Below are 26225 nucleotides of genomic sequence, written 5' to 3' on the forward strand. Positions count from 1 at the left end.
CTATGCAATACCCAAGCTGTGGCTTTTATTGCAACAGCCGTGGCGCATCGGCCGAGAAAAAGCGCATGCCTGTGTGCAAATGATCGATACAAGTGGTTGAGGCGACCGTAAGTTCCTGTCCTTTCAGGCTAACAATTTGTGCCCGCGTACCGTTCATTACCGGGTACTGCATGGGCAGCGTGAAGATCTCACCTCGCTCAATCTCATCCGCTACCGTGATTTCGGGCATAAACGTAACGCCAATGCCTGAGCGAACAAAATTCTTTAAAACTGAAACAGAGTTGGTATGTAGGCGTGCTTCAAGATGAATACGCTCCTGGTGAGCCACCATATTGACCATCTGCCGCATACCGAATGGGTTATCCATCAAAGCCAGCGGCCAATCCTTTAAGTCATGCAGTGTCACTGGGCGTTGCAGCTCACTGAGCGGATGATTGGGAGGCACAATGACATCGAGTGGCTGGCGCGTTTCCACATGGCAGTAAAGCTGTGGGTCTACCGGTGGTGCGTAAAGTAGCGCTATATCCACTTCACGATCTTTTAGTAGCGACATCGCCTCATTAACGCCCGCCATGCGGATTTCGACATTGATACCTGAAAACGCTGACATAAAAGTGCCTAACGGTGCGGCAATTAAGTCAGCGATAAACCCTTCTCCCACAGCAATACGAACTTCGCCTTTCGCCAGGCTCTGCAGTGCCATGATTTGGGATAGCACCGCCTCTTCCGATGCCCGCTGGGCATGGAAATGATGCACCAGTAGCTGACCCGCTGCGGTTGCGCGCATGCCGCGCCCGTGCCGCTCGCATAGCTGGGTATCCAGTTCTTCTTCAAGTGCTTTTAATTGGCGACTAACGGCAGAGGCATCGACATTTAGGTGGGCCGCGGCGCGCCTGAGCGAGCCTCGGCGAATGACTTCATTGAGGTAAGTTAATGCACGCTGATTAAGCATAAATACACCTGATCATAAGGTGTCATACATATTAACGGATGACCGCTTAGCAAGTGCAGTTGATGTAGGTAAGGCTAAGCGAGTGGTTGTGTCGATCGCTCGCTTTGTGAGTTTTTCGCCTCCACCGCATCCGCCAGCATGTCGGCGGTGATGGCAGAGAGCGTCCAGCCCAGGTGGCCGTGTCCGGTGTTGTAGAACACCGTGGGTAACTTGCCGGGGCCGACTTTGGGCAGCATGTTGGGGAGCATCGGGCGCAGCCCAGCCCAGGGCACCACGCGGCGGGTGCTGACGCCGGGGAAGCACTCTTCGACCCAGCGGATCAGCGGGCGGATGCGGTTGTCACGGATATCGCGATTAAAGCCGTTAAACTCGGCGGTACCCGCAATACGGAAGCGGTCATCGCCAAGGCGGCTGGTGACCAGCTTGGTTTCATCATCCAGCAGGCTAACGGTTGGCGCTGCCTGTTGAGAGGCTTCGTCATCGAGCTGCACGGTAATCGAGTAGCCTTTTACCGGGTAAATATTCACACGGTCACCTAGTTTGGCGGCCAAGGCGCGGCTGCCCACCCCGGCGCATACCACCACGCTATCGAAGGTTTCGCGCACGGGTTCGCCGCCGAGCTCAGAGAGATCATCGGCGGTGATCCAGGAGTGCTGTTGATTGGCGCCGACATCCTGAACGCTGTGGCCATATTTAAGCGTTACGCCGCGGCGTTCAGCGGCTTGTGCCAGGCCATGGGTAAACTTGTGGATGTCGCCCGTGGCATCGCTTTCGGTGAAGAAGCCGCCGTAGTAGTTGCCCGCCAGGGTGGGTTCGATGGCGCGCATCTCGTCGGGCGTCACCGGCTGTCGCTCGAGGCCGCCTTTGCTGAGTAGCTTGGAGACCTTGGCGGCGTGGTCATAGCCCGCTTTATCGCGGTAGATATGCAAGATGCCTTTCTGCTTTAAGTCGAAATCGATCTGTTCTTCCTGCGCCCACTGAAACAGGTGCTCGCGTGCCGCAATGGCCAAGCGCGCGGTTTCGGTGGTGTTGGCAGAGTAGCGGGGGATTGAAGCGATAAACTCGCCGAACCAGCTGAGCTTGTGCCAGCTCGGGCGGGGGTTTACCAGCAGCGGGGCGTCGTTTCGGAGCATCCAGCGCAGGCCCTTGATCACGGTTGGCCAGTGGTTCCACACTTCGGCATTGGAGGCCGAGAGCTGACCGCCGTTGGCGAATGAGGTCTCCATGGCGGCGTAGCGATGCTTTTCAAAAACGGTGACGTCATAGCCACGTTTGGCCAGGGCATAGGCGCTGGTAATGCCCGTGATACCACCACCGATAACGGCAATGCGTTGCATAAGTCTCTCCAGGTTGTATGAGCGTCGGGAATACCACCTAACGGCGTAACTGCTGCTGGGCGTACCCCTTCCGTCATGGAACCTGAGAGATTCACGCACTCGCTGGCGCGCTTGCTCCTTCGGTGGGCTGAGTGACGCAGTCATCAGCCGCTCTTCGGAAAGTGATGGTGATAGCGGTCCGGTTGCCTGAGAGTTTCCGGGGTTGTTGCTCCTTCGGCGCTGGCGTCATCGGTTACTGATGCGCCAAGCTCTCCCGCTATTACGTTGTTCTTGGTAAAGCGTCTTTATAAAACGTTTGTGTTTTTAACGTTATCAGCTTCACGATGAAATACGACCAAGGTCGTGAACGTTTATTCCACGGGGCTCACTCCAAGGGCTGAGCACGCTCGATGATCGCCGCGCAATCCAGTCCGGTGGGTAACGTCCCTGTGTTGAGAGCGCTTCGCTCAATGAGCCGGCCAGCGCAAAATGCATCGGCCACGTAATCGGGCGCATGCTGCACCAGTAGGGCACCCTGTAACGCCAGCGCCATGCCATCCGCCAACTGGCGGGCAAGATATTGGAGCGCTTGGGTATCCTGCAAATCTTGCTTTAAATTGCGTACAAAGCGGTCAAGGTTTGCATTAGCTCCTTGGGCCTTGGCGAGTTCATCAAAGAAGGCATCGAGCACCTCGGGCTGCTTTTCAATCGCGCGCAGAATATCCAAACACTGAACGTTACCGCTACCTTCCCAGATGGCGTTAATGGGCGATTCGCGGAACAGGCGCGGCATGATATGAGTTTCCATTACGCCGCTACCGCCAATCACCTCCATCGCCTCATAGGCATGGTGGGGCGTGCGTTTACAGATCCAGTACTTGCCAACGGGGGTGGCGATACGCGAAAGCAAACGCTCGTGCTCGTTGTCCTGGTGATCCATGGCCCGGGCCATGCGCAGCATTAAGGTAGTAGCGGCCTCGCTTTCAATGGCTAGATCGGCGAGCACATTTTGCATCAGCGGCTGCTCGCTGAGGGTCGCCCCAAACGCATGGCGATGAGTGGCGTGATGAATCGCCTGGGCGGTGGCTTGGCGCATTCCTGCGGATGAACCAATCATGCAGTCGTAGCGCGTCATGGCGACCATCTCAATAATGGTGCGCACGCCGCGGCCCTCTTCGCCGACCATCCAGGCAAAGGCGCCGCGTAGCTCCGTCTCGCTCGAGGCGTTTGCCACGTTTCCCATTTTGCGTTTTAGCTGCTGAATGTGGAGCGGGTTTTTGCTGCCATCGGGCCGCCAGCGCGGTAGTAGAAAACAGCTCAAACCACCTGGCGCCTGGGCGAGCACCAGGAAAGCATCGCACATGGGCGCCGAAACAAACCATTTATGCCCCACCAGTTCAAAGGCGTCGCCTGGTCTGCCTTGATCAATCGGATAAGCGCGGGTGGTGTTCAGCCGCACATCGGAGCCACCCTGTTTTTCGGTCATTGCCATGCCGAGAGTGACGCCCTGTTTTTCAAAATAGGGCACGTTGCGCGGGTCGTAATGGGGCGCGGTAATTTTCTCGCCCCAGCTCTCAAGCAGGCTGGGTTGATGGCGAAGCGCTGGCAGAGCGGCAAACGTCATGGTGATCGGGCAGCCATGCGCCGCTTCCACTTGGGTGTGCAGATAGTAGTTGGCCGCCCGGTTGACGTGCGCGCCAGGCTTAGGGTTCCGCCAGGGACTGGCGTGCAGGCCATGCTCCACCGCCGTTTGCATCAGCTGATGGTAAGCGGGATGAAATTCGACTAAATCGACCCGATGGCCTTGCCGGTCGTGGGTCACCAACTGGGGTGAGTAACGGTTGGCGTCAAACCCGAGCGCGATCGCCTCGGCAGAGCCCGCCCACTTACCAAATGCTTTGAGGGAGGCATCATCAGTGCCGCCTTCGCGTTGAACGCCTTCTTGAAGTGCTCGATCAGTTGTGTAGCTGTTGTAGTTTTCCAGCGGCGGCGGCTGGTTTTCCACCTGATGGGTGCTGGCCTGAAGCGTGTCGGAGAGAGGATAGCGTTGTGACATGTCGAGAACCTGGATCGTAGTGATAGGGTTGTACTTATTTAAACGATCGTTTTATACCTACCAGATTAGCTGTTCTTGGCAAAGATGCGAATATGACGTTGTGGGTAAATTAGCGTCACTCAGCTTTGCTCAACCAGCGTATTTAACCGACAATGCTCAGCTTATCTTTTCAGCCCTGGGTGCTACCAATGCAGGCAAACGGCTTTTTTGACGACATCGGCGAGACCATCGGCGAAGCAATCCGCGTGGTGGTGGAGTTTTTATTAGGCATTTTCACTAACTTGTTTAGCGCGTTCGATGATTTTGTTGATGGCTTGACGCGCTCGCTGGGAATCAATGATTCGTTTCTAAGCATTGTCGTGCTGGTGATTGGACTGTTCTTCTTGTGGGGTGGATTTCGGGCGTTTTTTCGGGGTTCCCTTATCGGCGGTATTATCCGCACCTTGGTAGGGCTGTTTATCCTTTCCTGGCTGATGATGTAGCCCGCCTCCCCCCTATCCATACCGGTAACACGCCGCTCGCGGTCATATCAGTGGTTGGATAATCGCTTAAGAATGTCTGGCTGTGGGCGTTATAAATCGCGAACTTTTTCGGCTAGCGCGACGATATGCGCATCCTCGACCCCTAGTTCTTGTAGTGCCTGGGCCAAGTTCAGCAAGTACGCCTTATTGGAGCCACTGGGCCCATGCGACCGGGCTATTTGCTGGGCAATCTCGACAAGCGGTGCGTCGCCCAAAAAGGCCGGGTTATCCTCGGTCGCCAGATAGATTAGACCTTCGCTCTGCCCCGCCGCACCACCGTTGTCATTGACAAAGGTGAGCGGTACTTTTTCGCGCAGATAGCCGTTTTTTTCGCGCACATCCAGCGGCGCAAGTACATCGGGGGTAATGCGGTAGGCCATGCCGTGGCACACCGCACCTGGCGCGCGGATTAGCGTGGCGACACGCCCTGGGGCATCGAGCGTGCCGCGATGGTCGTGGGAGGCTTGCCAAAAGCGCCGCGCCCAGCCGGTAATATAGGCGGGTTGACGGTCTAAGTAGGCAAAATCAGCCTTCCAAATCAACGAGCCATAGCCAAATAGCCATATAGCCGAATGGCCTTCGAAGAAGTTTCTTTGTTGGTTAAGGGCAGTGGTATCAAGCATCGTTATCAAGCAACATAGTGAGTGACTACTTTTTAAAACAACCATCTTACCATGTCACTGGTGATCACTGATCTGATTGCTTTCACCACTAGCGGAGGCAGCAAGCATGCGCGCGATTTTTCTGGTCGATAATGGCTCTTTGAGGCCCCAGGCAACGCATAACTTGCGCCGTGTCGCGTCGTTGCTGAGCCAGGGCCTTGGCGAAACCGTGCAGGCTGCCTCGCTGCTCCATTCCAATAAAATACCTGCAGAGGAGGTCGACGGCATTCCGGCGATAACGCTTGGACCGGCTGCCGAGCGAGCGGCCGAACAGGGCGCGACCGAGATTATCGTGCTGCCGTTCTTCTTCGGCCCCAGCAAAGCGCTGACCGGTTACCTGCCCGAGCGCATGGCCGAGATGCAGGCGCGCTTTCCCGACGTCAAGGTTCGCGTGGCGCAGCCGCTGGTCGATGAGCAGGGCGATAACGACCTGCGCCTGGCCGAACTGCTGGCTGATAACGTCCGCGAGCAGTGTCTTCCAGAGGCAACGCCCCGAGTGGCGCTGGTGGATCACGGCAGCCCGATTCCCGAGGTGACGGCGGTACGCAATCGTCTAGCGGGGCAGCTAAGTGTGCTGCTCGGCAGTGACGCCACCTGCGTGGCCGCCGCCTCGATGGAGCGCCGCGAGGGCGACGAATATCGCTTCAACGAACCGCTGCTCGAAAACCTGCTGGCCAACCCTGATTTTCATACCGGGCCGGTGATTTTGGCGATGCTGTTTCTCTCGCCGGGGCGTCATGCCGGTGAAGGCGGCGACATTGCGGAGATTTGCCACGCCGCGCAGCAGCGCCATCCGGGCATGACCGTCACCACCACGGCCCTGGTGGGCGAGCAACCGGGGATTGTCGATATTTTGCATACTCGCCTGCGCCAAGCGCTTGATGACGAAAGGTTTCTGCTGGACTTGCCGGCCCCTGGCGACGCGACGTCCTAGGTAGTGGGTGTTAGACGATGGGTGTAACGTTGCCCAAGAGCGCGTAGAATCGCGAGCCTTTCTATTCGCCACGTACTATTTCCAGTGCGATGCGCAATGTACACGCACACTAGGGCCCTTCTGTGATCGCAACCGCCAATATCACCATGCAGTTCGGGGCCAAGCCCCTATTTGAGAACGTCTCCGTTAAGTTTAACAACGGCAATCGCTACGGCTTGATTGGCGCTAACGGCTGCGGCAAATCCACCTTTATGAAGATTCTCGGCGGCGAGCTTGAGCCGACGTCCGGCCAGGTCATGCTGGACAGCAGCACGCGGTTGGGCAAGCTGCGTCAGGATCAGTTTGCCTTCGAAAATGAGCGCGTGATCGATACCGTGATCATGGGCAACGATGAGTTATGGCAGGTCACCGCCGAACGCGAACGGATCTATTCCCTGGCGGAAATGAGCGAAGAGGATGGCATGGCCGTCGCGGATCTGGAAGTGCGCTTTGCCGAACTGGACGGCTACACCGCCGAAGCCCGCGCTGGCGAACTGCTCCTTGGCCTGGGCATTCCCATCGAACAGCATACCGGCCCGATGAGTGAAGTTTCACCTGGCTGGAAACTGCGCGTACTTCTCGCTCAGGCGCTGTTTTCCGATCCGGATGTCCTGCTGCTCGACGAGCCGACCAACCACCTGGATATCAATACCATCCGCTGGCTGGAAGACATGCTCAAGGCGCGCAACAGTACCATGGTGATTATCTCCCACGACCGCCACTTCCTGAATAGCGTGTGCACCCACATGGCGGATCTGGATTACGGCGAGATTACCCTGTTCCCCGGCAACTACGACGACTACATGACCGCCGCCACCGCCGCGCGCGAGCGTCAGCATTCAGACAACGCCAAGAAAAAGGCCCAGATCGCCGAGCTGCAGCAGTTCGTCAGCCGCTTCTCAGCCAACGCCTCGAAGGCCAAGCAGGCCACCTCACGGGCGCGACAAATTGACAAAATCAAGCTGGAAGATATCAAGCCGTCTAGCCGGGTAAGTCCGTTTATCCGCTTTGATCAGAACAAAAAGATTCACCGCAACGCGGTGAATGTGGACGGCATCAGCAAAGGCTACAACGGTGAGGCACCACTGTTCGAGCGCCTGTCGATGACCGTCGAGGCGGGTGAGCGCATTGCGATTATCGGCCCTAACGGTATTGGTAAGACCACGTTGCTTAAAACCCTGGCAGGCGAATTACACCCGGATGCCGGGGAAGTGAAGTGGACCGAAGCCGCCGAGTTGGGTGTTTTTGCTCAGGAACACACCGACGACTTTGCCGTGGACGCCACCCTGTTCGAGTGGATGGGCCAGTGGACGCAAGGCGGTGAACAGGTGGTGCGCGGTGCGCTCGGGCGGATGCTGTTTTCCAGCGATGACATTGATAAGTCGGTCAAAGTGATTTCCGGTGGCGAACAGGGGCGCATGCTGTTCGGTAAGTTAATACTTACCCAGCCTAATGTGTTGCTGATGGACGAACCGACCAACCACCTGGACATGGAGTCCATCGAAGCGCTGAACCTGGCGCTGGAAAACTACCCCGGCACGCTGCTGTTTGTTAGCCACGACCGTGAGTTTGTCTCATCGCTCGCCACGCGCATTCTTGATATGCAGCCCGATGGCATTGTCGACTTCAGCGGCAGCTATGATGATTACCTGCGCAGCCAAGGCGTGGCGTAACGGGTCAAATAGTTGCTAGCCAATAATGCGCTCAAAGGTGGTGTCGGTGGCGGGCTGGCGATCCCCATCCAGCATATCGCCGGTAAACAGGGTCTGCATTTCTTTGGCTAGCGCCACATAGACGTGCATTTGCTGATTGCGCCGCTTACGCAGCGGCGGTTTCACCAATAGACTGATACCTTTGATGGGTTCGTGGGTTTCATTGTGCAGCAGGTCGGGCATTTCCCCGGGCGGAAAAGCGTTGGCGATGGTAACCGGGTTAGAGGGCTGCTCACCGGCAATGTGAAAGACTTTCTTGATTGGGTCGAAGGTGGCCTGCTTCTCGCGCAGCCAATCGGCCAGGCGCTGGTCGGTTTGTTCATCGGGATGAGAGAAAATTACGAACAGCGAATGTTGAACCACTTTGCTGGAGCGCTTGGCTGATGCCTTTGAGGCGGTTTCTTCAGGCGGCGGCGAAGAGGAGGGTTGATTAGTGGTGCGTTCCATCGTGGAAGCATCGTCGTCCACTGGTGTCTGGCGGCGTTGCCGTCGCACAACGTAAATGAACAGCGCTAAGGCAACTAGCGCTAATGCGATAGAACAGAATGCCAATAACGTGACTAACGGTGTTGTCTCCATGGTGGTTTTATCCTTATATCTTTTCGCGCCAACCGCGCGTTAATTACGTCGCCAAATAGTCGCATTAAGCGATAGGGCTAGGGCTACCCAGAGCCAGTAAGGCACTATCAGCCACGTGGCTAAAAGACTGACCTTCGCAAACACAATGATAGCGAGCGTTATCAGCCCTAGCAGCAGCGCAATATCGCCAAGCGCGGCGGCAATCTGCTTGCGACCAAAAAACAGCCACGACCACGCCGCGTTCGCCAGCAGTTGAATAACATACACCCACAGGCTGGCTGTGCGCCAAACTGAGTCGTCCGCCATGTAAATGCGCCACGCGGCAATCGCCATTAACAAATACAAGATGCCCCAGGCGATGGGGAAGGCGATATCAGGGGGTGTCCAGGCGGGTTTGTCGAGCTCGCGGTACCAGCCATCGGGTCGAAAACGGGCGCCGGTACTGGCCGCCAAGCCCACCAATGCCAACGATACCAACAAAGCTAACAGCGAGCCGAGCATTTATCACCTGTGTATTCAAACTAAACAATCAATAGCCTACCAGCGTTTTGCGGTGGGCAGACATAAAAAAAGCACCACCTAAGTGATGCTTTTCTTTGTTAAGGGTTACCCAGCGGGCGCAACTTAGCTGATACGGTCGTGACCGTTATCCATAAACGGATAGTCGGTGTAGCCCTTTTCGTCGCCGCCGTAGAAGGTGTCGTGATTGGGCTCAGTGAGCGCCGCATCGACCCGGAAACGCTCGGGCAAATCAGGGTTGGCAATATAAGGACGGCCAAAGGCCACCGTGTCGGCGGTGTTGTCGCCAATGCGTGCTTCTGCATGGGGGGCGTCGTAGTTGCCGCAGTACATCAGGCTGCCGTTAAAACGCTCGCGCATCTGCTCGCGGAAACCATCGGGGAAGGTGATGTCGCCACCGGCCCAGTTAGGCTCATTGAGGTGCAGGTAGGCAAGACCGCGCTTGGAAAGCTGCTCGGCCATGTAAAACGCCATGGCTTCCGGCTCGTCGTCGGTCAGGCCAAATAGCTCGATAAACGGCGTCATGCGGATGCCGACCCGGTCAGCGCCGTAAACGTCAATCACCGCATCGACCACTTCCAACGGGAAGCGCGCCCGGTTTTCCAGTGAACCGCCGTACTGGTCGGTACGCTGGTTGGTGCCGGTGGCCAGGAACTGGTTCAGCAGGTAAGCATTGGCTGCGTGAACTTCGACCATATCAAAGCCTGCCCGCTTAGCGCGTTTAGCCGCCTGACGATAGTCTTCCACGATACCCGGGAGCTCGTCGGTTTCCAGCGCGCGGGGCGTGCTGGTGGGATGCTGACCGGCGGTGCCGTCTTCAAACTCCACGAAACACTGGGCGCCTTCGCCTTTCAGCGCGCTGGGCGCAACCGGCTGCTGGCCGTTGGGTTGAACCATTTCATGGGAAACACGCCCAACGTGCCATAGCTGCAACGCCATACGGCCGCCTTTGGCATGCACCGCATCGACAACGCCTTTCCAGCCGGCTTCCTGCTCGTCGGTCCAAATACCCGGCGTATACACGTAGCCCCGCGCAGTGGCAGAGATATTGGTCGCTTCGCTGATGATCAGTCCAGCCCCGGCGCGTTGGCCGTAATAGGCTTCTTGCATCTTGCCCGGTACGCTGTCCGGGGTGCGTGCCCGGGTCAGCGGCGCCATGATCACGCGGTTGGGGATCGACAGGCTGCCAAGCTGCGTGGCAGTGAAAAGCGTTTCGTAAGCCATTAAACAAGCTCCTTTTGAACTCAATGATTAAGTAGTGGTGACTAGAATAGACCAGTTTACTAGTGAGTGCCAACGGTTACGCTTAATCCACATGTACGGCTTAATTGCTCACGATAAAACGAACCCCACCTGACGATACAAGGCGGGGTTTAATGAAGGGATGCTTGGAAGGCTTTGTTTTACCCCCGCTGCCACGGCCAACGGCGTTTAACGGGGGTATCGATATGCTGGAGAGCTGCGGTTAGTGGCAGCATGATAGCGGCTAATTGGCGATGGCAGACCGCACTGCTCATTACCCCAGGGCACTGTTTAAGCAGCAACTCGCACTGCTGGGAAGCGACATACAACTGCTCAGGGACGGCTGGGGCAAACAGTGGCTTGGCTTGCTGGCAGCAGCGGTTCAGTTCGCGGGAGAGCATAGTCAGCATACAGGTATCCAGCCAGCAGGGCAGCGGGTCGTCCAGGCGTCCGGCAATTGAGTGCTGGATCGCTTCGAACGAGGTGCGAAGAAACACGATGGTTTGGCGAAGCTGCCGCTGCTCACTGTTCATGTGGCTAACCTGACGTCGTCACAAAGGGTTAAATACAAAAGATAGTATTTCTCATTTTCATCTTGGTGACGATAGCGCCAGACAATCGGGCTGTCAATGTAGCGTCTATGAGAGCGCCTTTCAGGGCGTGTCCGCCGCCTGATACAGCTGCCAGTCGTTAGTGGTGATCGGTTGACCGCCCTGCTCGGTCACCACGACGGTGTCGCTTAAGCCAACGCCCCATTGACCGGGGACGCGCAGGCAGAGGGGCAGATGAAAGACCATGTTGGCTTCAAACGGGCGCATCTGCCCCTTGGCGATATAGCCTGTGCCTTCCACCCAGCTGGGCGGGAACTGCGCGCCCACGGCGTAGCCAAACACGCCTGAAAAGAACAGCCGGTCACGCTGCGGGTCGAGCAGCGCATCGGCGGCACGGGCGGCGTCGTCAAAGGTGTTGCCCGGTCGCATGGCGTCACACAGCGTTTCAAACAGCGCGCGACACAGGTCGCGGGTCGCCGCGTGGGCTTGGCTGGGAGTACCAGTGATGGCAGTGCGCATCATGGGGGCGGTATAGCGCTGATACGCTGCGCCGAATTCCAGAAAGACCGGTTCATTGGGCTGAATGATATGGCGCTTGTGGTTGACGTGAATCACCCCGATACGCGGCCCGCTGGTGACGATGGGTTGCAGACTCATGAATTCGCTGCCGTTGGCGAGCAACGCCTGGGCGCCTGCAGAGGCGATATCGTTATCGGTCATGCCGGCGCGAATCACCTGGATGGCCGCCTCCAGCCCGGCGGCAGTAATGCGCGCGCTTTCTTTCAGCATCTCGAGTTCCGCGGGGCGTTTGACGATCCGGATGGCGTCCAGTACCCCACCGGCTTCGCTGAACCGCTGGCGGCCGATGGTTTGCGCCAGCGCCTCCAGCACGCCGACGCGCAGCCCGCTGCCCCAGCCATCGATGCCGATCTGCTGGCAGGGAGCGAGTAGATCCGCCAGCGGTGTGATGATTTCATCCAGGTTTTCCCAGCGGTAGCCGATGATCTCATCCACCAGCGCGGTCACCACGGCAGCCCCCGTCTCGATCGAGGCGACCTGAAGGACTAACCGCTCCGGCGTGCAGACCAGGCAGGCATGCACTGAGACTTCAAAGGTATGGTAGCCGGTCAGATAATTGATATCGGCCGGGTCAGTGAGCAGCAGCGCGTCTAATCCATGCTCTACCATGCCATTGCGCACTTTATCCAAGCGCGCCTGGTATTCGGTAGCGGGAAAAGGCAGCTCACTTTGGGCGAGCGTTTCCGCAAGGGCTTCGCGGTAGTGGTGGTAATCCATAACGACCTCCATCAATTGGTAAGGTCAGTATAGGCACCTGCTTTAAGCTCGCTTTTATCTCCCTCAACGCTAGCGAGTGAGTAGAAAGAGCCCTTGCAGGAAATAGAAAACCCCAATACCGGTCACGATCCAGCGCGTCCAGGTGCGAAAGTTGGCATCAGTGAGGCGGTGTAAAATGCTGTTGCCGGTGTGGGTGCCAAAGATCGCAAACGGCGCCGCTAGCAGCACAATACCCCATTCGCCGGTGCTAAGCGCCATGGCGGCGCCGAGATAGAAGATGATTTTAATGCTGTGAGCCACTACCTGAATCATTGCCTTGGTCGCCACGACTTGGCGGCGATCCATGCGTGAGCGCACAAAGAAGATATCAATTAGCGGCCCGGAAACCCCAGCGGCAATCGTTAAACCGCCAGAGGCGATGCCACAGCACAGCGCGTGGCTGGCTCGGTTGGCATCCAGGTGAAACCAGCGCTTGGGCATCCATACCAGAATCGGCATTAGGCCAATCAAAATCGATACGCTGGCGGCGTTGGGGCTGTAGTTGAATAGCAGAAGCAGACCAGCAGCACTGAGCACGCCAAGCGTCATAAAGGCGACGATAGGCCAGGCAATATAGCGCCGCGATAGCCATGCTCGTGATCCATTCGCCGTGAGCTGTATAACCCCGTGCACCGCCATCGCCGTGCCCGCGGGAAAGATCACCAGTAGAAACCACAGCAAGACTAAGCCGCCTGCCATACCAAACACGCCAGAGAGCATCGAGGTGAAAAACACCACGCTCACCAAGGCAATGCCTATCCATAGGCTCATAACGTTTTTCCTTAACTACGACAGAACGGCCATACCTGATAAAACTTGCGGCACTGGAACTCCGCCTCGCAGCTGTTGAGCTGCGACTGGTAGCGGCTGGCGCGGGCCGCTACTTGCCGACCGGCACGCAAGACTTGAGGCTTGCCGCGGTAGGTGCCGCGCTGATAGCCCCCTGCGCCCTCATGGTAGGCGTAGTAAAGGTGCTCGGGGTTATTGAGTGAAATGCCGGTCTGCTCACGCGTGCGTTGGTTGTACCAGCCGATGAAGTCGGTGGCGTGTTTCATGTGGGTGCGCCGGGCAAACAGACTTCCGGCCTGATCTTCATATTCGCCCCACACGGGATCCTGGGCCTGGGCGTAACCCTTGGCGGAAGACGGGCGGGGGCCGGGTATAAAACCGAGGTAATATTTGCGGTCCGGACGAACATGGCTGCGAAACGACGATTCCTGCTGAATAAACGACATCTGCGTGGCGATCGGCGTGCCCCAGGTCTCCGCCGATTCTCTTGCGTAGTCGTACCAGCTTGGCTGCTCGCGGAAAATCTCGCAGATATTGCTTTGATCCTCGGGCGGGTTGGGCGCGAACGTGGCGCAGCCAGAAAGTAGCAGCACGACACTCAGCGCCGCCCATCGGCGAAGGGTAGCGAAAGCAGGTGAAGCGCTAACGGAAAAACAATCAACAGGGCGACGCATGACAAGTCCTTGTGGATAAGTGCTGATAACGACAGCAGCGTGGTAAGCGTTGTGGCCTGGGCCTAGCGCAGTAGCGCTTCCAGGCAGCGGCGCAGGCGCTGGGACTCGCGCGAAAGCGTTTCACCAGACAGCATGCCCACCCCCAGCACTAGCCCAACGCGCGGATCGTGGCTGGCACACACCGGGCTCAGCGGGCGCACGATCAGGTGTTCGTTTAACAGCGCCTGGGCGATCTGCACGTCATCGACAGGCGGCTCAAACTCAACGCACAGGCTGATGGCGCTACTCGGCGGCGAGACGCTACGCACCGACGATAGCGAGCAAAGCTGGTCGTGCAGTACCTGCTGGCGGCCTAGATAATCGCGCTGAATACGCCGACACCAGGCGTCGAGGTCACCGTCGAAAATAAACTGCGCCAGTACCGCCTGATCAAGCATGCGGCCTTCGCGAAACAGTTCGCTGCGCAGGCGGTTCATCGGCCCCGCCAGATGATGCGGTACTACCAGATACCCCAGCCGTAGCCCTGGAAACATCATCTTGGAAAACGAGCCGACCAGCAAGTGGCGCGTTGATTGCGGATCGAACAGCAGGTTGGTGTGGTCGTCGCGGTCAAATTCGTAGTCATCTTCCACCACGTAGTCGGGCGACAGGGCATCGCACAAACGCTGCTTGTCGGTCGCGCTGGTGGCGACGCTGAGCGGGTAGTGCTGCGAGCCGGTCAGGTAGGCAAGCCTGGTTTTCCTAGGGGCATCGGGTAATACATGCCCCTGGCCGGGGTGCCAGGCCACCATGTTGATGTTTAGCCCTGCAGCGGTAAACACGTTGCGCGCCCCCCAGTAGCAGGGCGACTCCATGGCGACGGTGTCGCCCACATCCGCCAGCGCCATGGCGCAGAGTTCGATGCCGTTATGGGTGCCGTCTGTGATGATGATCTGCTCGGTGTCGCAGCGAATGTTCCGCCAGCGTTCCAGAAACTCCTTGATGGCGCGCTTTAAGGGCCCGTAGCCGCCGGTAGAGTAAGACAGCAGTAGGGCGTTTTGAGGCACTGTGACGCTAGCGTAGAGCTGCCGCCATTTACGCATCGGGAACTGGGCGATGTCGGGGATTCCCGGCACGAAGGCGCCGCTTTGAACAGTACTCGCACCCGGCCAACGCAACACTCGTTGTGCACGTTTTGATAACTGGACACTTGTTGGCGAGGGGGTAGTGGAAGCCTTCGTCCTGCAGCTCCAAGTACCCCGGCCATGGGACGTAGTAAGCAAGCCTTCTTTCAGCAGCGTCGCCACTGCCAGAGATAGCGTATGCCGAGCAACGCCCAAGGCTAACGCAAGCTGCCGGTGGGACGGCAGGCGAGTTTGATCCGGCCACTCTTGGGTGATCGTGTGCCTAAGAGCCTGCTCTATGCGTACTTGTTTACTTAAGCGTTCAGGTTGCTGCGCATAGTGTTTTACAAGTTGTTGTAAAGCTGACTGGCCATCCATTTTTATCCTCTCAACGCCTCAGTGCTCTCCATTTTTTCAGTAAAACAGAAAATTGGTCTGGTTGAACAAAAAAGTGGTGCATTCGCCTGTAACCACATTACTGCTAGCGTGCACGTATTGTTGTTAACCTGGAGAATGTCATGAGCTTTATCGAACAGTGGTTGCACGATGCCGTTCCCGCCCTGGTGGGCGGTGAGTGGCGCGCAGGCCAGACCACCTTCGCGGTGGATAACCCCGCCACCGGCGAAAGCATTGCCCAGGTGGCCGACATGGGCGCCGACGATGCCCGTGATGCCGTCGCTGCGGCCTACGACGCGGGCCCCGCTTGGCGTGCCACGCCGGTCAAACAGCGCGCGGCACTGCTACGCCGCTGGTTTGAACTGATCCATGCACATGCCGACGACCTGGCTCGTCTGATGACGTTGGAGCAGGGCAAGCCGCTGGCGGAAGCCAAGGGAGAAGTCGCCTACGGTGCCTCGTTTATCGAGTTCTTCGCCGAAGAGGCCAAGCGCATGGCCGGGGAAACCCTGCCCAGCCACGGCGCCGACAAGCGCCTGCTGGTGCTGCGCGAGCCGGTAGGCGTGGTCGCGGCGATCACCCCGTGGAACTTTCCGCTGGCGATGATCACCCGCAAGTGCGCCCCGGCCCTGGCCGCCGGCTGCACCGTGGTGATCAAACCCGCCGAAGCCACGCCGCTCACAGCCCTTGCCGCGGCTTACCTGGCACTGGAAGCGGGTCTGCCCGCGGGCACCATCAACGTGATCACCGCCTCAAAGCCGGCCGAGGTGGGCGATGTGCTGACCTCGGATTCGCGGGTGCGCAAAGTCTCGTTTACCGGCTCGACCCCGGTGGGCAAACACCTGCTGGCCCAGTGCGCCAGTACGGTGAAGAAAACCGCCATGGAGCTGGGCGGCAATGCACCGTTCATCGTCTTTGACGACGCCGATGTGGATGCCGCCGTGGATGGCGCAATCGCCTCCAAATTCCGCAACGCCGGACAAACCTGCGTATGCACCAACCGTTTTCTGGTGCAGGACGGCATTTACGATGCCTTCGTCGCCAAGCTGACCGAGCGCGTGAACGCATTGAACGTCGGCGACGGCTTGACGGAAGGCAGCGTGATCGGCCCGCTAATCAATCAGGCGGCGGTGGATAAGGTGCAGCGCCATATCGATGACGCGCTGAATCACGGGGCAACGCTGATGTGCGGCGGCAAGCCTCACGCCGCCGGCGAGCGCTTCTTTACCCCGACGGTACTGGCCGACGTCACCACGCAGATGGCGGTGGCCGACGAGGAGACCTTCGGCCCGGTAGCGCCGGTATTCCGCTTCCAGCGCGATGAAGAGGCCATCCAAATGGCTAACGACACGCCGTTCGGCCTGGCCGCCTACTTCTACGCCACCGACTACCGCCGCATCTGGCGCACCATGGAGCAGTTGGAGTACGGCATGGTCGGCGTCAACGAAGGGCTGATCTCCACCGAGCTGGCGCCATTTGGCGGCGTGAAAGAGTCCGGGTTGGGCCGCGAAGGCTCCCACCACGGGCTCGATGAGTTTACTGAATTGAAGTACGTCTGCGTTGGCGGTTTATAAAGGAAAGCGATGATGACTAACCAAGAATTGAATGACCTGAAAAACCGCTACGTGGCCAACGGTGCGGCCACGCCGACCACCCAGTTTGCCGAGCACGCGGAAAACGCCGAGCTGTGGGACGCCGACGGCAACCGCTGGATCGACTTTGCGGGCGGCATTGGCGTGCTGAACCTGGGCCATCGCCACCCGAAAATCGTGGCCGCCGTCGAAGCGCAGCTCAAGAAAGTCATGCACACCAGCGCGGCGGTGATCTCCTACGCGCCCTACGTGCAGCTATGCCAAAAGCTCTGCGACCTCACCCCGGTACGCGGCCCCGAGCGCAAGGCGATGCTGGTCAACACCGGTGCCGAAGCGCTTGAAAACGCCGTGAAGATCGCCCGCGCCGCCACTGGCCGTACCGGCATTATCACCTTTGACGGCGCCTTCCATGGCCGCACCATGATGACCCTGGCGATGACCGGCAAGGTGCTGCCCTACAAGAACGACTTCGGCCCGATGCCGGGCGATGTGTTCCGCGCACCTTTCCCGAACCCGCTGCACGGCATCAGCGAAGAGGCGTCCCTTGAAGCCATTCGCACCCTGTTCAAAACCGACATTGCCCCGCACCGCACGGCGGCCATCGTGATTGAGCCGGTACAAGGCGAAGGCGGTTTCTACATTGCCTCACCGGACTACCTGAAAGCGCTGCGCGCCCTGTGTGACGAACACGGCATTCTGCTGATCGCTGACGAAGTGCAGTCCGGCTTTGCCCGCACCGGCAAGCTGTTTGCGCTCGAACATAGCGGCGTTGAGGCGGATATTCTCACCACTGCCAAGAGCCTGGCCAACGGCATGCCGCTTTCGGCGGTGGTCGGCTCCGCCAAGGTGATGGACGCCTCCGGCCCCAACTCCCTAGGCGGCACCTACAGCGGCAACCCGCTCTCCTGTGCCGCGGCGCTGGCAGTCATCGAGGCGATCGAGGAAGAGAATATTCTTGAGCGCAGCGAGCAGATGGGCAAGATGCTCGCCGAGCGTTTCGCGGTATGGGAAGAACGCTTCCCCGCCGTGGCCCACGGCCGCCAGCTCGGCGCCATGGCAGCGTTCGAGCTTCTCGACAGTGACGGTAAGCCGGACGCGCAGATGACCGGCGCGCTCTGCGCCAAGGCTCGCGAAAAAGGCTTGATCCTGCTTTCATGTGGCTTCTACGGCAACAGCATCCGCATTCTAGTGCCGCTGACGGTGTCTGTAGAGGTATTGGAAGAAGGCTTGAGCATTATCGAGCAGTCGCTGGAGGCGCTTAGCGAATAGCATCTAAGCGTCATCGAGCCCGCCCTCGTCAAACAGCGAAAGCTGCTGGCGATGGGCGGGTTTTTTATGGGCGTTGAAATCTCATACCTATGGTGATCATTTGCCCTAATCGCCTTGTGCTAAGCTGGGTTTGGTAGGTTGGAGCAGAAAATAGCAAGGCAGGTAACCTCCCAACGTGGAGGTGCTGGCAAATTCAGCAGAAGCGTGAGTTTTGGATATGCAACCTGGTAATAATTAGAAAAAATTATAGATTTTGAAGAGTTTTTCAGGCTGCATTTTTTGGGTGATCATGTCGGCGCGTTCATCCAATCATAGGACACGCTTTCTAACACCTTTTAGCTGTAACCAATTAGAAGGATATCGAAGATGGGATGGAAAGGAACAGTTCGTTCGATTGGTGCAGCAGTTCGCGCTGCAGAACGAGATGCGAAAAGAAGACAGCGAGATCTTGAAAGGCAGCAACAGCAATATGCAAAAATGCAAGATCTAGAGCAGGCTACCTATGAAGTGGAAGTCTATGAAAATCATATTGATGTGATTCAATCAACCCACAAAGAGTGCAGCCCTCCAATAGACTGGAATAAAGTTGCTTCATCTAAGCAGCCTATCGAGCCCAAAATGAATAATGATGATGAATCGGAGGCGCGTCAATCATTAGAGTCTTATAAGCCTGGGCTTATAGATCGTCTATTCAAGAGAGAAGAAAAGAAAAGAGCGTTTCTTTCCCAAAAAATTGATGAGGCCATTAAGAAAGATGAGGCTAACTATAAATCTAGTATTTTAAGGTGGGAGAAAGATGTAGAGGAGTGGACAGAAAGTGTAAGCATAGCTAATGCCCTTTTAGATGGCAAGGCAGAAGCCAAAATTGAAGTAATTGACAATCTCCAGCCATTCTCAGAAATCTCTAATCTCGGATCAAGTTTGTCAATCTCTGTCTACGACAATGGGATTTTAGAGGCAACAATAAATGTTCATGGAGCTGAAATAGTACCATCCGAAACAAAAAGTTTGCTTAAAAGCGGTAAGCTGTCTGTTAAAAATATGCCAAAAGGAAAGTTTAACGAAATATATCAAGACTACGTATGTGGTTGTGTGTTGCGTATAGGTAATGAGTTGTTTTCAGCTATTCCTGATAATCTTGTTATTGTTACAGCGGTAGACGAGTTGCTTAATTCTAAGACGGGCCATTTAGAAGAAGCCCCAATTTTGTCTGTTGCGATGTCACGTAGCACGATAGAACGTCTTAATTTGGAAACTATTGACCCATCAGATTCTATGGATAACTTTAAGCATAATATGTCGTTCAAAAAAACTAAGGGCTTCGAGCGAGTTGCACGTATAGATCCAGAGGGGCTGGATTGTACATAGGCCAGCAGCTAACAAGGCCATCAACTTGACCGTGGACTTACGCTGCGATTCAGGCGGCAAATTATGGCGGCGTTAAAGCGGCTATCAACATGCAGTGGAGGTAACATGGATTGGCGTGATCCCAGATTGCGGGAGCTGTGGAAACAAAAAAACATACCCGTGGTTTTTCGTAGGTCGAGTCCAGACCCATTGTTACTTCGACTCCCATACGCTACTGATAATTTTGAGTGGATTCGAGGAGATCGCCGGCACAAGCCAAAGTGGAACTCGCAGTTTTCGGCATGGGAAGTCCCCGTTGCTTGGTTCGATGAAATCACCGCTAAAGTGCTCAGGCGTTTTGGTAAGGCCTACGTAATTCAGCTATACAAAAAACATCAAAAATGCGCCCCTGCGTGCTGGAATGCGAAAGGGCTACACTGCGAATGTTCGTGCATGGGTGCCCGCCATGGGACGGGGCATCCACAAGGACGATGGCACGAAGTGTCAGATACATTTGCCTTTTCATGGGGGCCAAAACAATATGCCTGCCGACTATTGTCCTCACTTTCGGGGCAGTAGCCGCTCTAACCAGGCCAGGCCAGGCACGGCGACGCCTTTTTCGTTGCGGCTTCGCCTCCACTACAAAGCCGGGGATGCTGGCGGCGTTAGGCACTTTCCTATCAACTGAGTAAGCACATGTCGGCCACCCCTCACGCGAGATGCAGGATGTGCAGCGTCTGACGCCATTACTGGAGCAATTCGCTATGAACATCAGTAATATGGAAGCGACAGGGGCCTACTCATAGCGCATATGGCATGCCGTATTGCATCCCCAATCCAGCCACGCCTTCTGGCGAAGAGATTAGTGAGCCCTAGCCAAGCACAACCGCTACATATCCTCCAACCCGCCCTCATCAAACAGCAAAAGCTGCTGACAATTGGCGGGTTTTGCTTTTTTAGCGCGCTGAGCGGGTGGTCTTCGCTGGCTGGCGAGCTTATCCACAATGGCCTGGCTGGCTTCTCTTGCATCCGGTGTACGGCGAAGCTCATACAACATCTTCTTCCAGTGCCGCGCCTCATGTTCAAAGTCGTGAGGCAGCGGGTAGTGCTCGCCGGGCTGAAAGCCGAATCGCTGGCGCAGGCTTTCCGGCAGGGCCCAGGGTTTGGCGCGCCACTCTAAAGGCAGTGTGGTTAATTCCGGCACCCAGCGGGCGACAAACTCACCATGTGGGTCGTTATCTTCCGCCTGTTTGATGGGGTTATACACCCGCAGCGCGTTGGTGCCCGTGGCACCTGCCTGCATCTGCACCTGGGGGTAGTGAATGCCCGGCTCGAAGTCGGTAAACAGCCGCGCCAGATGCAGGGCGGGCTCGTACCAGTGCAGCCCCAGGCCAAATGTGGCGTGGGAGATCAGCATCGCGCGCATGCGAAAGTTGAGCCAGCCGGTGGCGGTCAGGCTGCGCATGCAGGCATCCACCAACGGCACCCCGGTTTGGCCGCGTTTCCAGGCGGTCAGGTTAGGGTGGTCGGGGTCGCGTTCGCGCAGGCCGCGCATTGCGGGGTGCAGCGTTTGATGCTCCATGCTCGGCTCGCTTTCCAGCTTCTGGATAAAGTGGCAGTGCCAGTAAAGCCGCGAGGTAAAGGCGCGCAGCGAGCGAGACCATTGGGAATCTTCCGCATGTTTTGCCCGCTGGCGGCGCAGCGACTGCACTACTTCGCGCATGGAGAGCGTGCCCCAGGCCAGATGCGGCGACAGCCGTGAGCCGAATTCCCAGGCCAGCAATGGCTTCGAGAGCGAGCCACGGTAGCGACGCCCGCGCTGGCTGACAAAGCTGCGCCATAGTGCACGCCCTTCACGGCGACCGCCGGGCTGGCGCTCGGGGCAGGGCGTGGTGTCAAACCCCTGCGTCAGGCCGTGCAGCTCTCCAGCGTCAATATGGTGGAAAGCCTGCCAACCGGGAGCCGCCTGGGCGTTTTTCGGCGCAGGGAAGGTCGGTGCCGTCATCAGCGCTTCCCAATGAGACTCCCAGCGGGTCTGGTGGCCTGTGCGGCTGGTCAACCCGCGCACTACGCCGTGCTGGCGGGCTTCCTGCCAGGTAACGTTGTGCTGTCGGCACCAGCTATGAACGTCTTTGTCGCGCGCAAAGCTCCAGGCGTTGCCGGTTTCCTGGTGGGAGTGCAGGGTGATGTAGCCGTAATGGGCTTTCAGAGCGTCCAGCAGATCGACCATATTACCCTGCCAGATACACAGCGGCAGGCCGAGTGTCCCTAGGGCATGGGAAAGGTCGATAAGCGAGTCAGCGGCAAACTGCCAGTGGCGCAGCGCGCTGTCTGGCGCCTGCCACTGGCCGGGTTCGATCGCGAAAACCGGCAGCACAGGGCCCGCCTCGGCTGCATTCGCTAGCGGTTCATGGTCATGCACTCGCAGGTCGCGCTTGAACCAGACAACGTGAAGGTGGGTATTCGCCATAGCTCGCCGTGGGGAAAGGGCTATCCGCCGTTACGCCATGACGTTACCATCAAGCCACGGCAGGCGTAAGCGCGCTGTCCCTTATCAACAGGCGGATTTATCAACGGGAGAGTATTGATGTATATCGCGATGAACCGTTTTCGGATTGCCCCAGGCCGCGAAGAAGACTTTTTAGAAGTGTGGCGCAACCGCGACTCTCACCTGGATGAAGTGCCGGGTTTCAAGCAGTTCCAGATGCTCCAGGGCGAAAGCCAGGACGATCACACCGTGTTTATCTCTCACAGCGTGTGGGAATCGGAAGAGGCCTTCCGCGACTGGACCAAGTCAGACGCGTTTCGCAAGGCTCATGCCAACGCCAAGGCGCCCGAAGGTATTTATCTGGGGCCGCCCAAGTTCGAGGGCTATGAGGTGGTGCTGTAAGGCGCCTGGCATTACGTATAGATTCTCTAACGTGAACAAAAGAAAAGCGTAATTTTATAAACGTGTTCAGTGGCGCATGCTGAGGTAATGCCGCATAGCGATGGAGCTGGACACATGTTTGGACTAACAAGCAAAACACCCCCGCAAGCCTCGGAGGACGCGACTCAAGAGCGCTCCTCCACTACCGAGCTTAACCAGCATTACTGGATGCCGTTCAGCTCGAATCGCGATTTTCGCGCCAACCCACGGGTGATTACCGGGGCGGAAGGCCGCTACTACATCGATGATCAGGGCCGTAAGCTGTTCGATTCGCTGTCCGGCCTCTGGACCTGCGGCGCGGGCCACAACCGCGAAGAAATCCAGAAAGCCGTGTCGGCGCAGTTGGGCAGCCTCGACTTTGCTCCCGGCTTTCAGATTGGCCACCCGCTGGCCTTCAAGCTGGCAGAAAAGGTGTCAAGCCTCACGCCGGCTGGTCTGGATCATGTCTTCTTTACCAACTCCGGTTCGGAAGCGGCGGACACCTCGGTCAAGATGGCCAAGGCCTACTGGCGGTTGAAAGGCAAGCCGGAGAAAACCCGCATGATCGGCCGGGCCAAGGGCTATCACGGGGTGAACATCGGCGGCACCAGCCTGGGCGGTATCGGCCCTAATCGTAAACATTACGGCCCGTTGATGGATGTGACGCACCTGCCGCATACGCTCCAGGCGGGCCATGCCTTCACGAAAGGCCAGGCGGACACCGGCGCTGAGCTCGCCGATGCGCTGCTCGATCAGATCGCGCTCCACGACGCCTCCACCATCGCCGCGGTCATCGTTGAGCCGATGTCCGGCTCAGCCGGTGTGATTGTGCCGCCCAAAGGCTACCTGGATCGGCTGCGCGAGATCTGCACCGCCCACGATATTCTGCTGATTTTCGACGAGGTGATCACCGCCTTTGGGCGCAGCGGTGCCACCACCGGTGCCGAGGCCTTTGGCGTGACGCCGGACATCATGAACGTGGCCAAGCAGATCACCAACGGTGCCATCCCCATGGGCGCGGTGATCGCCTCCAGCGAAATTTTCGACACCTTCATGCACGCGGGCGGCCCCCAACACGCGGTTGAATTCCCCCACGGCTATACCTACAGCGCCCACCCGGTGGCCTGCGCCGCGGGGCTGGCGGCGCTTGAAATGATGGAACATGACAACTTCCCCGCTCAGGTGAATGCCATTGCGCCCACCTTTGAGCAGAAGCTGCACGCCCTGAAAGGCCGCAATCATATTGTCGATATTCGTAACTACGGCCTGGCCGGGGCGATTCAGCTAACGCCCCGCGACGGCGACCCAACGATCCGCCCTCGCGATGCGCACATGGCGCTCTGGGAGGCAGGGTTCTACGTGCGCTACGGCGGCGACACGCTGCAGTTCGGCCCTCCGTTTGGCACCACCGAGGCCGAGCTGGAACGACTGTTCGACGCGGTGGCGACCACCCTGGATTCGCTGGCATAAATTATTTCGGAGAGTAAAACATGAGTGTTGTTTCCCACCTGATTAACGGTGAGTTAATTGAAAGTCAGCGCACGCTGGACGTTACTAACCCCTCAACGGGCAAGGTGATCCGTCAGGTGGCGGACGCTAATGCTGCCGACGTGGAACGCGCGATTGCCGCCGCCCAGGCGGCGTTTCCCGCCTGGCGCGATACGCCGCCCAACAAGCGTGCCCAGGTAATGTACCGCTTCAAGCAGCTGCTCGAAGATAACGCCGACCGCCTGGTGCAGCTGGTCAGCGAAGAGCACGGCAAAACCCCCGAAGACGCCATGGGCGAGCTCAAGCGTGGCATCGAGAACGTCGAGTACGCCTGCGGCGTGCCGGAGCTGTTGAAAGGTGAGTACTCCCACAACGTAGGGCCGGGCATCGATGCCTGGTCCAATTTCCAGCCCCTGGGGGTGGTGGCGGGCATTACCCCGTTTAACTTCCCCGCCATGGTGCCGCTGTGGATGTACCCCATGGCGATTGCCTGCGGTAACACCTTTATCCTTAAACCCTCGGAAAAAGATCCCGCGGCGGCCATGGCGGTGGCGGAACTGCTCCTGGAAGCAGGGCTCCCCAATGGCGTGATGAACGTAGTGCACGGCGGGCGCGAAGCGGTAGAAACGCTGCTGGATGCTAAAGCCGTTAAAGCCATTTCCTTTGTTGGCTCAACGCCGATTGCCGAGAAGATCTATAGCCGTGGCTCGGCGGCTGGCAAACGTGTTCAGGCACTGGGCGGGGCGAAAAACCACGCCGTGGTATTGCCGGACGCCGACCTGGAAAACGCCGCCAACACGCTGATGGGCGCGGCATTTGGCAGCTGCGGCGAGCGCTGCATGGCGATCTCGGTCGCCGTATGCGTGGGCGACGAGACCGCCAATCGGCTGGTGGAAACCATGCTGCCCAAAATCGCCCACCTCAAAGTGGGCCCGGGCACCGAGAAAGGCCTGGATATGGGGCCGCTGGTCACCGCCGAGCACCGCGATAAAGTGATGAGCTTTATCGAGGACGGCGTGAGCGCCGGGGCAACGCTGGTCGCCGATGGTCGCAGCCTGAAAGTGGCCGGCCATGAAGAGGGCTACTTTGTTGGCGGCTGCCTGTTCGATAACGTCACCGCGGAGATGCGCATTTACCAGGAAGAGATCTTCGGGCCGGTGCTCTGCGTGGTTCGGGTGGGCAGTCTGGATGATGCCATGCAACTGATCAACGATCACGAGTATGGCAACGGCACCTGCCTGTTCACCCGCGATGGCGAAGCCGCCCGCCGCTTTACCGATGGCATCGAAGTTGGCATGGTCGGGGTCAACGTGCCGCTACCGGTGCCCGTGGCCTACCACAGCTTTGGCGGCTGGAAGCGCTCGCTGTTCGGCGACCTGCACGCCTATGGGCCTGACTCGGTGCGCTTCTATACCCGCCGCAAGGCGGTATCCCAGCGCTGGCCATCGGTCAGTGAAGCGACCCAGGCCGAGTTCTCGTTCCCTGCCAATCAGAGTTGACGTCTTGGGGTAACTAAGACATCTTCTCAGCACCATCGCCCGGCGGTGGTGCTTTTTTTTGGTGCGTACTTCAGGCGTAAAAGGGACGAAGACAGCGTGGCGAGAACCCAGGACGAAATTCGGCAAACCAACGTAAAAAAGATTCTCCAGGCGGCGGAGCAGCTGTTTGCCGAAAAAGGCTACGCAGGTGCCTCCATGGGGGAGATCGCTCAGCTGGCTGATATCCCTAAATCCAACGTGCACTATTACTTTGCGACCAAAAAAGCCCTCTATCAGGATGTACTGCTGGAGCTTTTGGAGGTGTGGAAGCAGGACGCGCTGTGCTTTGAACTCTACGATGACCCCCGCGTGGTGCTCACCAGCTATATTCGCGCCAAGATGAACCACTCGCGAAACCGCGCCCACGGCTCGAAAGTATGGGCGGCCGAGGTGATGCAGGGCGCACCGATTCTTCAAGAATGTCTGCGCGATAACCTTTACGAGTGGGCCAAGCTCAAGGAGGCCAAGATCAGCGAATGGATTGAGACGGGCCAGATCAACCCTGTCGAGCCTTCCTACCTGCTTTACATGATCTGGGCTTCCACCCAGCACTACGCTGATTTTGACTACCAGATCTACCTACTCAACGACGACCAACCGCTGGACGATCTACAGTTCGAAAAAGCCGTTCAATCGGTTACCTCGGTGATTTTAAGAGGCATTGGGCTGACGGCTTAACTAGCTGAACTAGGAAGGAGCTACT

Annotated in this window: 23 protein-coding genes, 1 pseudogene and 1 riboswitch; of the genes and pseudogenes, 10 read left to right on the plus strand and 14 right to left on the minus strand. The window is 57.8% G+C overall.

The annotated features are described in order from the left end of the window. Positions 1 to 25: 25 nt before the first annotated feature. From BLR97_RS13190 to BLR97_RS13200, 3 genes are all read right to left on the minus strand, one after another. A complete protein-coding gene (locus BLR97_RS13190; protein WP_089706995.1) occupies positions 26 to 952 on the minus strand; it encodes a LysR family transcriptional regulator in 927 nt (308 codons plus the stop codon). A gap of 74 nt (positions 953 to 1026) precedes the next feature. After that, complete coding sequence (locus BLR97_RS13195; RefSeq protein ID WP_089706996.1) at positions 1027 to 2289, minus strand: D-amino acid dehydrogenase; 1263 nt, start codon at positions 2287 to 2289, stop codon at positions 1027 to 1029. Between the two features lie 164 nt (positions 2290 to 2453). Then, positions 2454 to 2555: riboswitch (glycine riboswitch) on the minus strand. Between the two features lie 98 nt (positions 2556 to 2653). Continuing rightward, positions 2654 to 4324: an isovaleryl-CoA dehydrogenase gene (locus tag BLR97_RS13200; protein WP_089706997.1), complete on the minus strand. Its 1671-nt coding sequence runs from the start codon at positions 4322 to 4324 to the stop codon at positions 2654 to 2656. A gap of 188 nt (positions 4325 to 4512) precedes the next feature. On the opposite strand from BLR97_RS13200, the gene BLR97_RS13205 reads away from it, so the two are divergent. Next, positions 4513 to 4806, plus strand: coding sequence for a hypothetical protein (locus BLR97_RS13205; protein ID WP_089706998.1), 294 nt, complete (start codon positions 4513 to 4515; stop codon positions 4804 to 4806). Positions 4807 to 4895: 89 nt separating this feature from the next. Here the strand turns inward: BLR97_RS13205 and BLR97_RS13210 are convergent, their stop codons facing one another. Beyond that, a complete protein-coding gene (locus BLR97_RS13210; RefSeq protein WP_089706999.1) occupies positions 4896 to 5468 on the minus strand; it encodes a gamma-glutamylcyclotransferase in 573 nt (190 codons plus the stop codon). Between the two features lie 106 nt (positions 5469 to 5574). On the opposite strand from BLR97_RS13210, the gene BLR97_RS13215 reads away from it, so the two are divergent. Both BLR97_RS13215 and BLR97_RS13220 read left to right on the plus strand, forming a co-directional pair. Continuing rightward, complete coding sequence (locus tag BLR97_RS13215; protein WP_089707000.1) at positions 5575 to 6441, plus strand: sirohydrochlorin chelatase; 867 nt, start codon at positions 5575 to 5577, stop codon at positions 6439 to 6441. 122 nt (positions 6442 to 6563) lie between these two features. Beyond that, positions 6564 to 8153 carry an ABC-F family ATPase gene (locus tag BLR97_RS13220; protein ID WP_089707001.1) on the plus strand — a complete coding sequence of 530 codons (1590 nt, stop codon included), beginning with the start codon at positions 6564 to 6566 and terminating at the stop codon, positions 8151 to 8153. 15 nt (positions 8154 to 8168) lie between these two features. Here BLR97_RS13220 and BLR97_RS13225 read toward each other — a convergent pair whose 3' ends face one another. The 9 genes and pseudogenes from BLR97_RS13225 to BLR97_RS19970 all read right to left on the minus strand — a co-directional run. Beyond that, positions 8169 to 8771 (minus strand): cell division protein ZipA C-terminal FtsZ-binding domain-containing protein, encoded by a 603-nt coding sequence (locus BLR97_RS13225; protein WP_089707002.1) that lies wholly within the window; start codon positions 8769 to 8771, stop codon positions 8169 to 8171. 39 nt (positions 8772 to 8810) lie between these two features. Next, positions 8811 to 9272: a TspO/MBR family protein gene (locus tag BLR97_RS13230; RefSeq protein ID WP_089707003.1), complete on the minus strand. Its 462-nt coding sequence runs from the start codon at positions 9270 to 9272 to the stop codon at positions 8811 to 8813. Between the two features lie 123 nt (positions 9273 to 9395). Next, complete coding sequence (locus BLR97_RS13235; protein ID WP_089707004.1) at positions 9396 to 10514, minus strand: alkene reductase; 1119 nt, start codon at positions 10512 to 10514, stop codon at positions 9396 to 9398. 179 nt (positions 10515 to 10693) lie between these two features. Continuing rightward, positions 10694 to 11065 (minus strand): hypothetical protein, encoded by a 372-nt coding sequence (locus BLR97_RS13240; protein ID WP_089707005.1) that lies wholly within the window; start codon positions 11063 to 11065, stop codon positions 10694 to 10696. Positions 11066 to 11185: 120 nt separating this feature from the next. Next, positions 11186 to 12379: a M24 family metallopeptidase gene (locus BLR97_RS13245; protein WP_089707006.1), complete on the minus strand. Its 1194-nt coding sequence runs from the start codon at positions 12377 to 12379 to the stop codon at positions 11186 to 11188. Positions 12380 to 12448: 69 nt separating this feature from the next. Then, a complete protein-coding gene (locus BLR97_RS13250) occupies positions 12449 to 13189 on the minus strand; it encodes a sulfite exporter TauE/SafE family protein (RefSeq protein WP_089707007.1) in 741 nt (246 codons plus the stop codon). 11 nt (positions 13190 to 13200) lie between these two features. Continuing rightward, positions 13201 to 13881 carry a transglycosylase SLT domain-containing protein gene (locus BLR97_RS13255; RefSeq protein WP_170833029.1) on the minus strand — a complete coding sequence of 227 codons (681 nt, stop codon included), beginning with the start codon at positions 13879 to 13881 and terminating at the stop codon, positions 13201 to 13203. Positions 13882 to 13943: 62 nt separating this feature from the next. Then, positions 13944 to 15041 carry an aminotransferase-like domain-containing protein gene (locus BLR97_RS13260; protein ID WP_244511310.1) on the minus strand — a complete coding sequence of 366 codons (1098 nt, stop codon included), beginning with the start codon at positions 15039 to 15041 and terminating at the stop codon, positions 13944 to 13946. Between the two features lie 84 nt (positions 15042 to 15125). Next, positions 15126 to 15362 (minus strand): annotated as a pseudogene (locus BLR97_RS19970) (GntR family transcriptional regulator); the annotation flags it as partial. 140 nt (positions 15363 to 15502) lie between these two features. Here BLR97_RS19970 and BLR97_RS13265 point away from each other — a divergent pair. The 3 genes from BLR97_RS13265 to BLR97_RS13275 all read left to right on the plus strand — a co-directional run bounded on the left by BLR97_RS13265 (position 15503) and on the right by BLR97_RS13275 (position 19609). Next, entirely contained in the window at positions 15503 to 16954 is a 1452-nt protein-coding gene (locus BLR97_RS13265; protein ID WP_089707009.1) for an NAD-dependent succinate-semialdehyde dehydrogenase, read from the plus strand. Between the two features lie 12 nt (positions 16955 to 16966). Next, positions 16967 to 18241, plus strand: a complete 1275-nt coding sequence (gene gabT, locus BLR97_RS13270) for a 4-aminobutyrate--2-oxoglutarate transaminase (protein WP_089707010.1) — start codon at positions 16967 to 16969, stop codon at positions 18239 to 18241. A gap of 366 nt (positions 18242 to 18607) precedes the next feature. Continuing rightward, positions 18608 to 19609, plus strand: a complete 1002-nt coding sequence (locus BLR97_RS13275; protein WP_089707011.1) for a hypothetical protein — start codon at positions 18608 to 18610, stop codon at positions 19607 to 19609. 868 nt (positions 19610 to 20477) lie between these two features. Here the strand turns inward: BLR97_RS13275 and BLR97_RS13285 are convergent. Further along, positions 20478 to 22058, minus strand: coding sequence for an FAD-binding domain-containing protein (locus tag BLR97_RS13285; protein WP_089707013.1), 1581 nt, complete (start codon positions 22056 to 22058; stop codon positions 20478 to 20480). 117 nt (positions 22059 to 22175) lie between these two features. On the opposite strand from BLR97_RS13285, the gene hmuQ reads away from it, so the two are divergent. The 4 genes from hmuQ to BLR97_RS13305 all read left to right on the plus strand — a co-directional run bounded on the left by hmuQ (position 22176) and on the right by BLR97_RS13305 (position 26200). Continuing rightward, a complete protein-coding gene (gene hmuQ, locus BLR97_RS13290; protein WP_089707014.1) occupies positions 22176 to 22478 on the plus strand; it encodes a heme-degrading protein HmuQ in 303 nt (100 codons plus the stop codon). A gap of 114 nt (positions 22479 to 22592) precedes the next feature. Next, positions 22593 to 23966, plus strand: coding sequence for an omega-aminotransferase AptA (aptA, locus tag BLR97_RS13295; protein ID WP_089707015.1), 1374 nt, complete (start codon positions 22593 to 22595; stop codon positions 23964 to 23966). Positions 23967 to 23986: 20 nt separating this feature from the next. Continuing rightward, positions 23987 to 25483 carry a CoA-acylating methylmalonate-semialdehyde dehydrogenase gene (locus BLR97_RS13300; protein ID WP_089707016.1) on the plus strand — a complete coding sequence of 499 codons (1497 nt, stop codon included), beginning with the start codon at positions 23987 to 23989 and terminating at the stop codon, positions 25481 to 25483. 96 nt (positions 25484 to 25579) lie between these two features. Beyond that, positions 25580 to 26200: a TetR/AcrR family transcriptional regulator gene (locus BLR97_RS13305; RefSeq protein WP_089707017.1), complete on the plus strand. Its 621-nt coding sequence runs from the start codon at positions 25580 to 25582 to the stop codon at positions 26198 to 26200. Positions 26201 to 26225 lie beyond the last annotated feature (25 nt).

The sequence above is a fragment of the Vreelandella arcis genome (assembly GCF_900103865.1).
Taxonomy (GTDB): Bacteria; Pseudomonadota; Gammaproteobacteria; order Pseudomonadales; family Halomonadaceae; genus Vreelandella; species Vreelandella arcis.

Coding starts and splice junctions, on each gene's coding strand:
- BLR97_RS13190 (WP_089706995.1), bottom strand. CDS start 952: ATGCTTAATCAGCGTGCATTAACTTACCTCAATGAAGTCATTCGCCGA.
- BLR97_RS13195 (WP_089706996.1), bottom strand. CDS start 2,289: ATGCAACGCATTGCCGTTATCGGTGGTGGTATCACGGGCATTACCAGC.
- BLR97_RS13200 (WP_089706997.1), bottom strand. CDS start 4,324: ATGTCACAACGCTATCCTCTCTCCGACACGCTTCAGGCCAGCACCCAT.
- BLR97_RS13205 (WP_089706998.1), top strand. CDS start 4,513: ATGCAGGCAAACGGCTTTTTTGACGACATCGGCGAGACCATCGGCGAA.
- BLR97_RS13210 (WP_089706999.1), bottom strand. CDS start 5,468: ATGCTTGATACCACTGCCCTTAACCAACAAAGAAACTTCTTCGAAGGC.
- BLR97_RS13215 (WP_089707000.1), top strand. CDS start 5,575: ATGCGCGCGATTTTTCTGGTCGATAATGGCTCTTTGAGGCCCCAGGCA.
- BLR97_RS13225 (WP_089707002.1), bottom strand. CDS start 8,771: ATGGAGACAACACCGTTAGTCACGTTATTGGCATTCTGTTCTATCGCA.
- BLR97_RS13230 (WP_089707003.1), bottom strand. CDS start 9,272: ATGCTCGGCTCGCTGTTAGCTTTGTTGGTATCGTTGGCATTGGTGGGC.
- BLR97_RS13235 (WP_089707004.1), bottom strand. CDS start 10,514: ATGGCTTACGAAACGCTTTTCACTGCCACGCAGCTTGGCAGCCTGTCG.
- BLR97_RS13240 (WP_089707005.1), bottom strand. CDS start 11,065: ATGAACAGTGAGCAGCGGCAGCTTCGCCAAACCATCGTGTTTCTTCGC.
- BLR97_RS13245 (WP_089707006.1), bottom strand. CDS start 12,379: ATGGATTACCACCACTACCGCGAAGCCCTTGCGGAAACGCTCGCCCAA.
- BLR97_RS13250 (WP_089707007.1), bottom strand. CDS start 13,189: ATGAGCCTATGGATAGGCATTGCCTTGGTGAGCGTGGTGTTTTTCACC.
- BLR97_RS13255 (WP_170833029.1), bottom strand. CDS start 13,881: ATGCGTCGCCCTGTTGATTGTTTTTCCGTTAGCGCTTCACCTGCTTTC.
- BLR97_RS13265 (WP_089707009.1), top strand. CDS start 15,503: ATGAGCTTTATCGAACAGTGGTTGCACGATGCCGTTCCCGCCCTGGTG.
- gabT (WP_089707010.1), top strand. CDS start 16,967: ATGACTAACCAAGAATTGAATGACCTGAAAAACCGCTACGTGGCCAAC.
- BLR97_RS13275 (WP_089707011.1), top strand. CDS start 18,608: ATGGGATGGAAAGGAACAGTTCGTTCGATTGGTGCAGCAGTTCGCGCT.
- BLR97_RS13285 (WP_089707013.1), bottom strand. CDS start 22,058: ATGGCGAATACCCACCTTCACGTTGTCTGGTTCAAGCGCGACCTGCGA.
- hmuQ (WP_089707014.1), top strand. CDS start 22,176: ATGTATATCGCGATGAACCGTTTTCGGATTGCCCCAGGCCGCGAAGAA.
- aptA (WP_089707015.1), top strand. CDS start 22,593: ATGTTTGGACTAACAAGCAAAACACCCCCGCAAGCCTCGGAGGACGCG.
- BLR97_RS13300 (WP_089707016.1), top strand. CDS start 23,987: ATGAGTGTTGTTTCCCACCTGATTAACGGTGAGTTAATTGAAAGTCAG.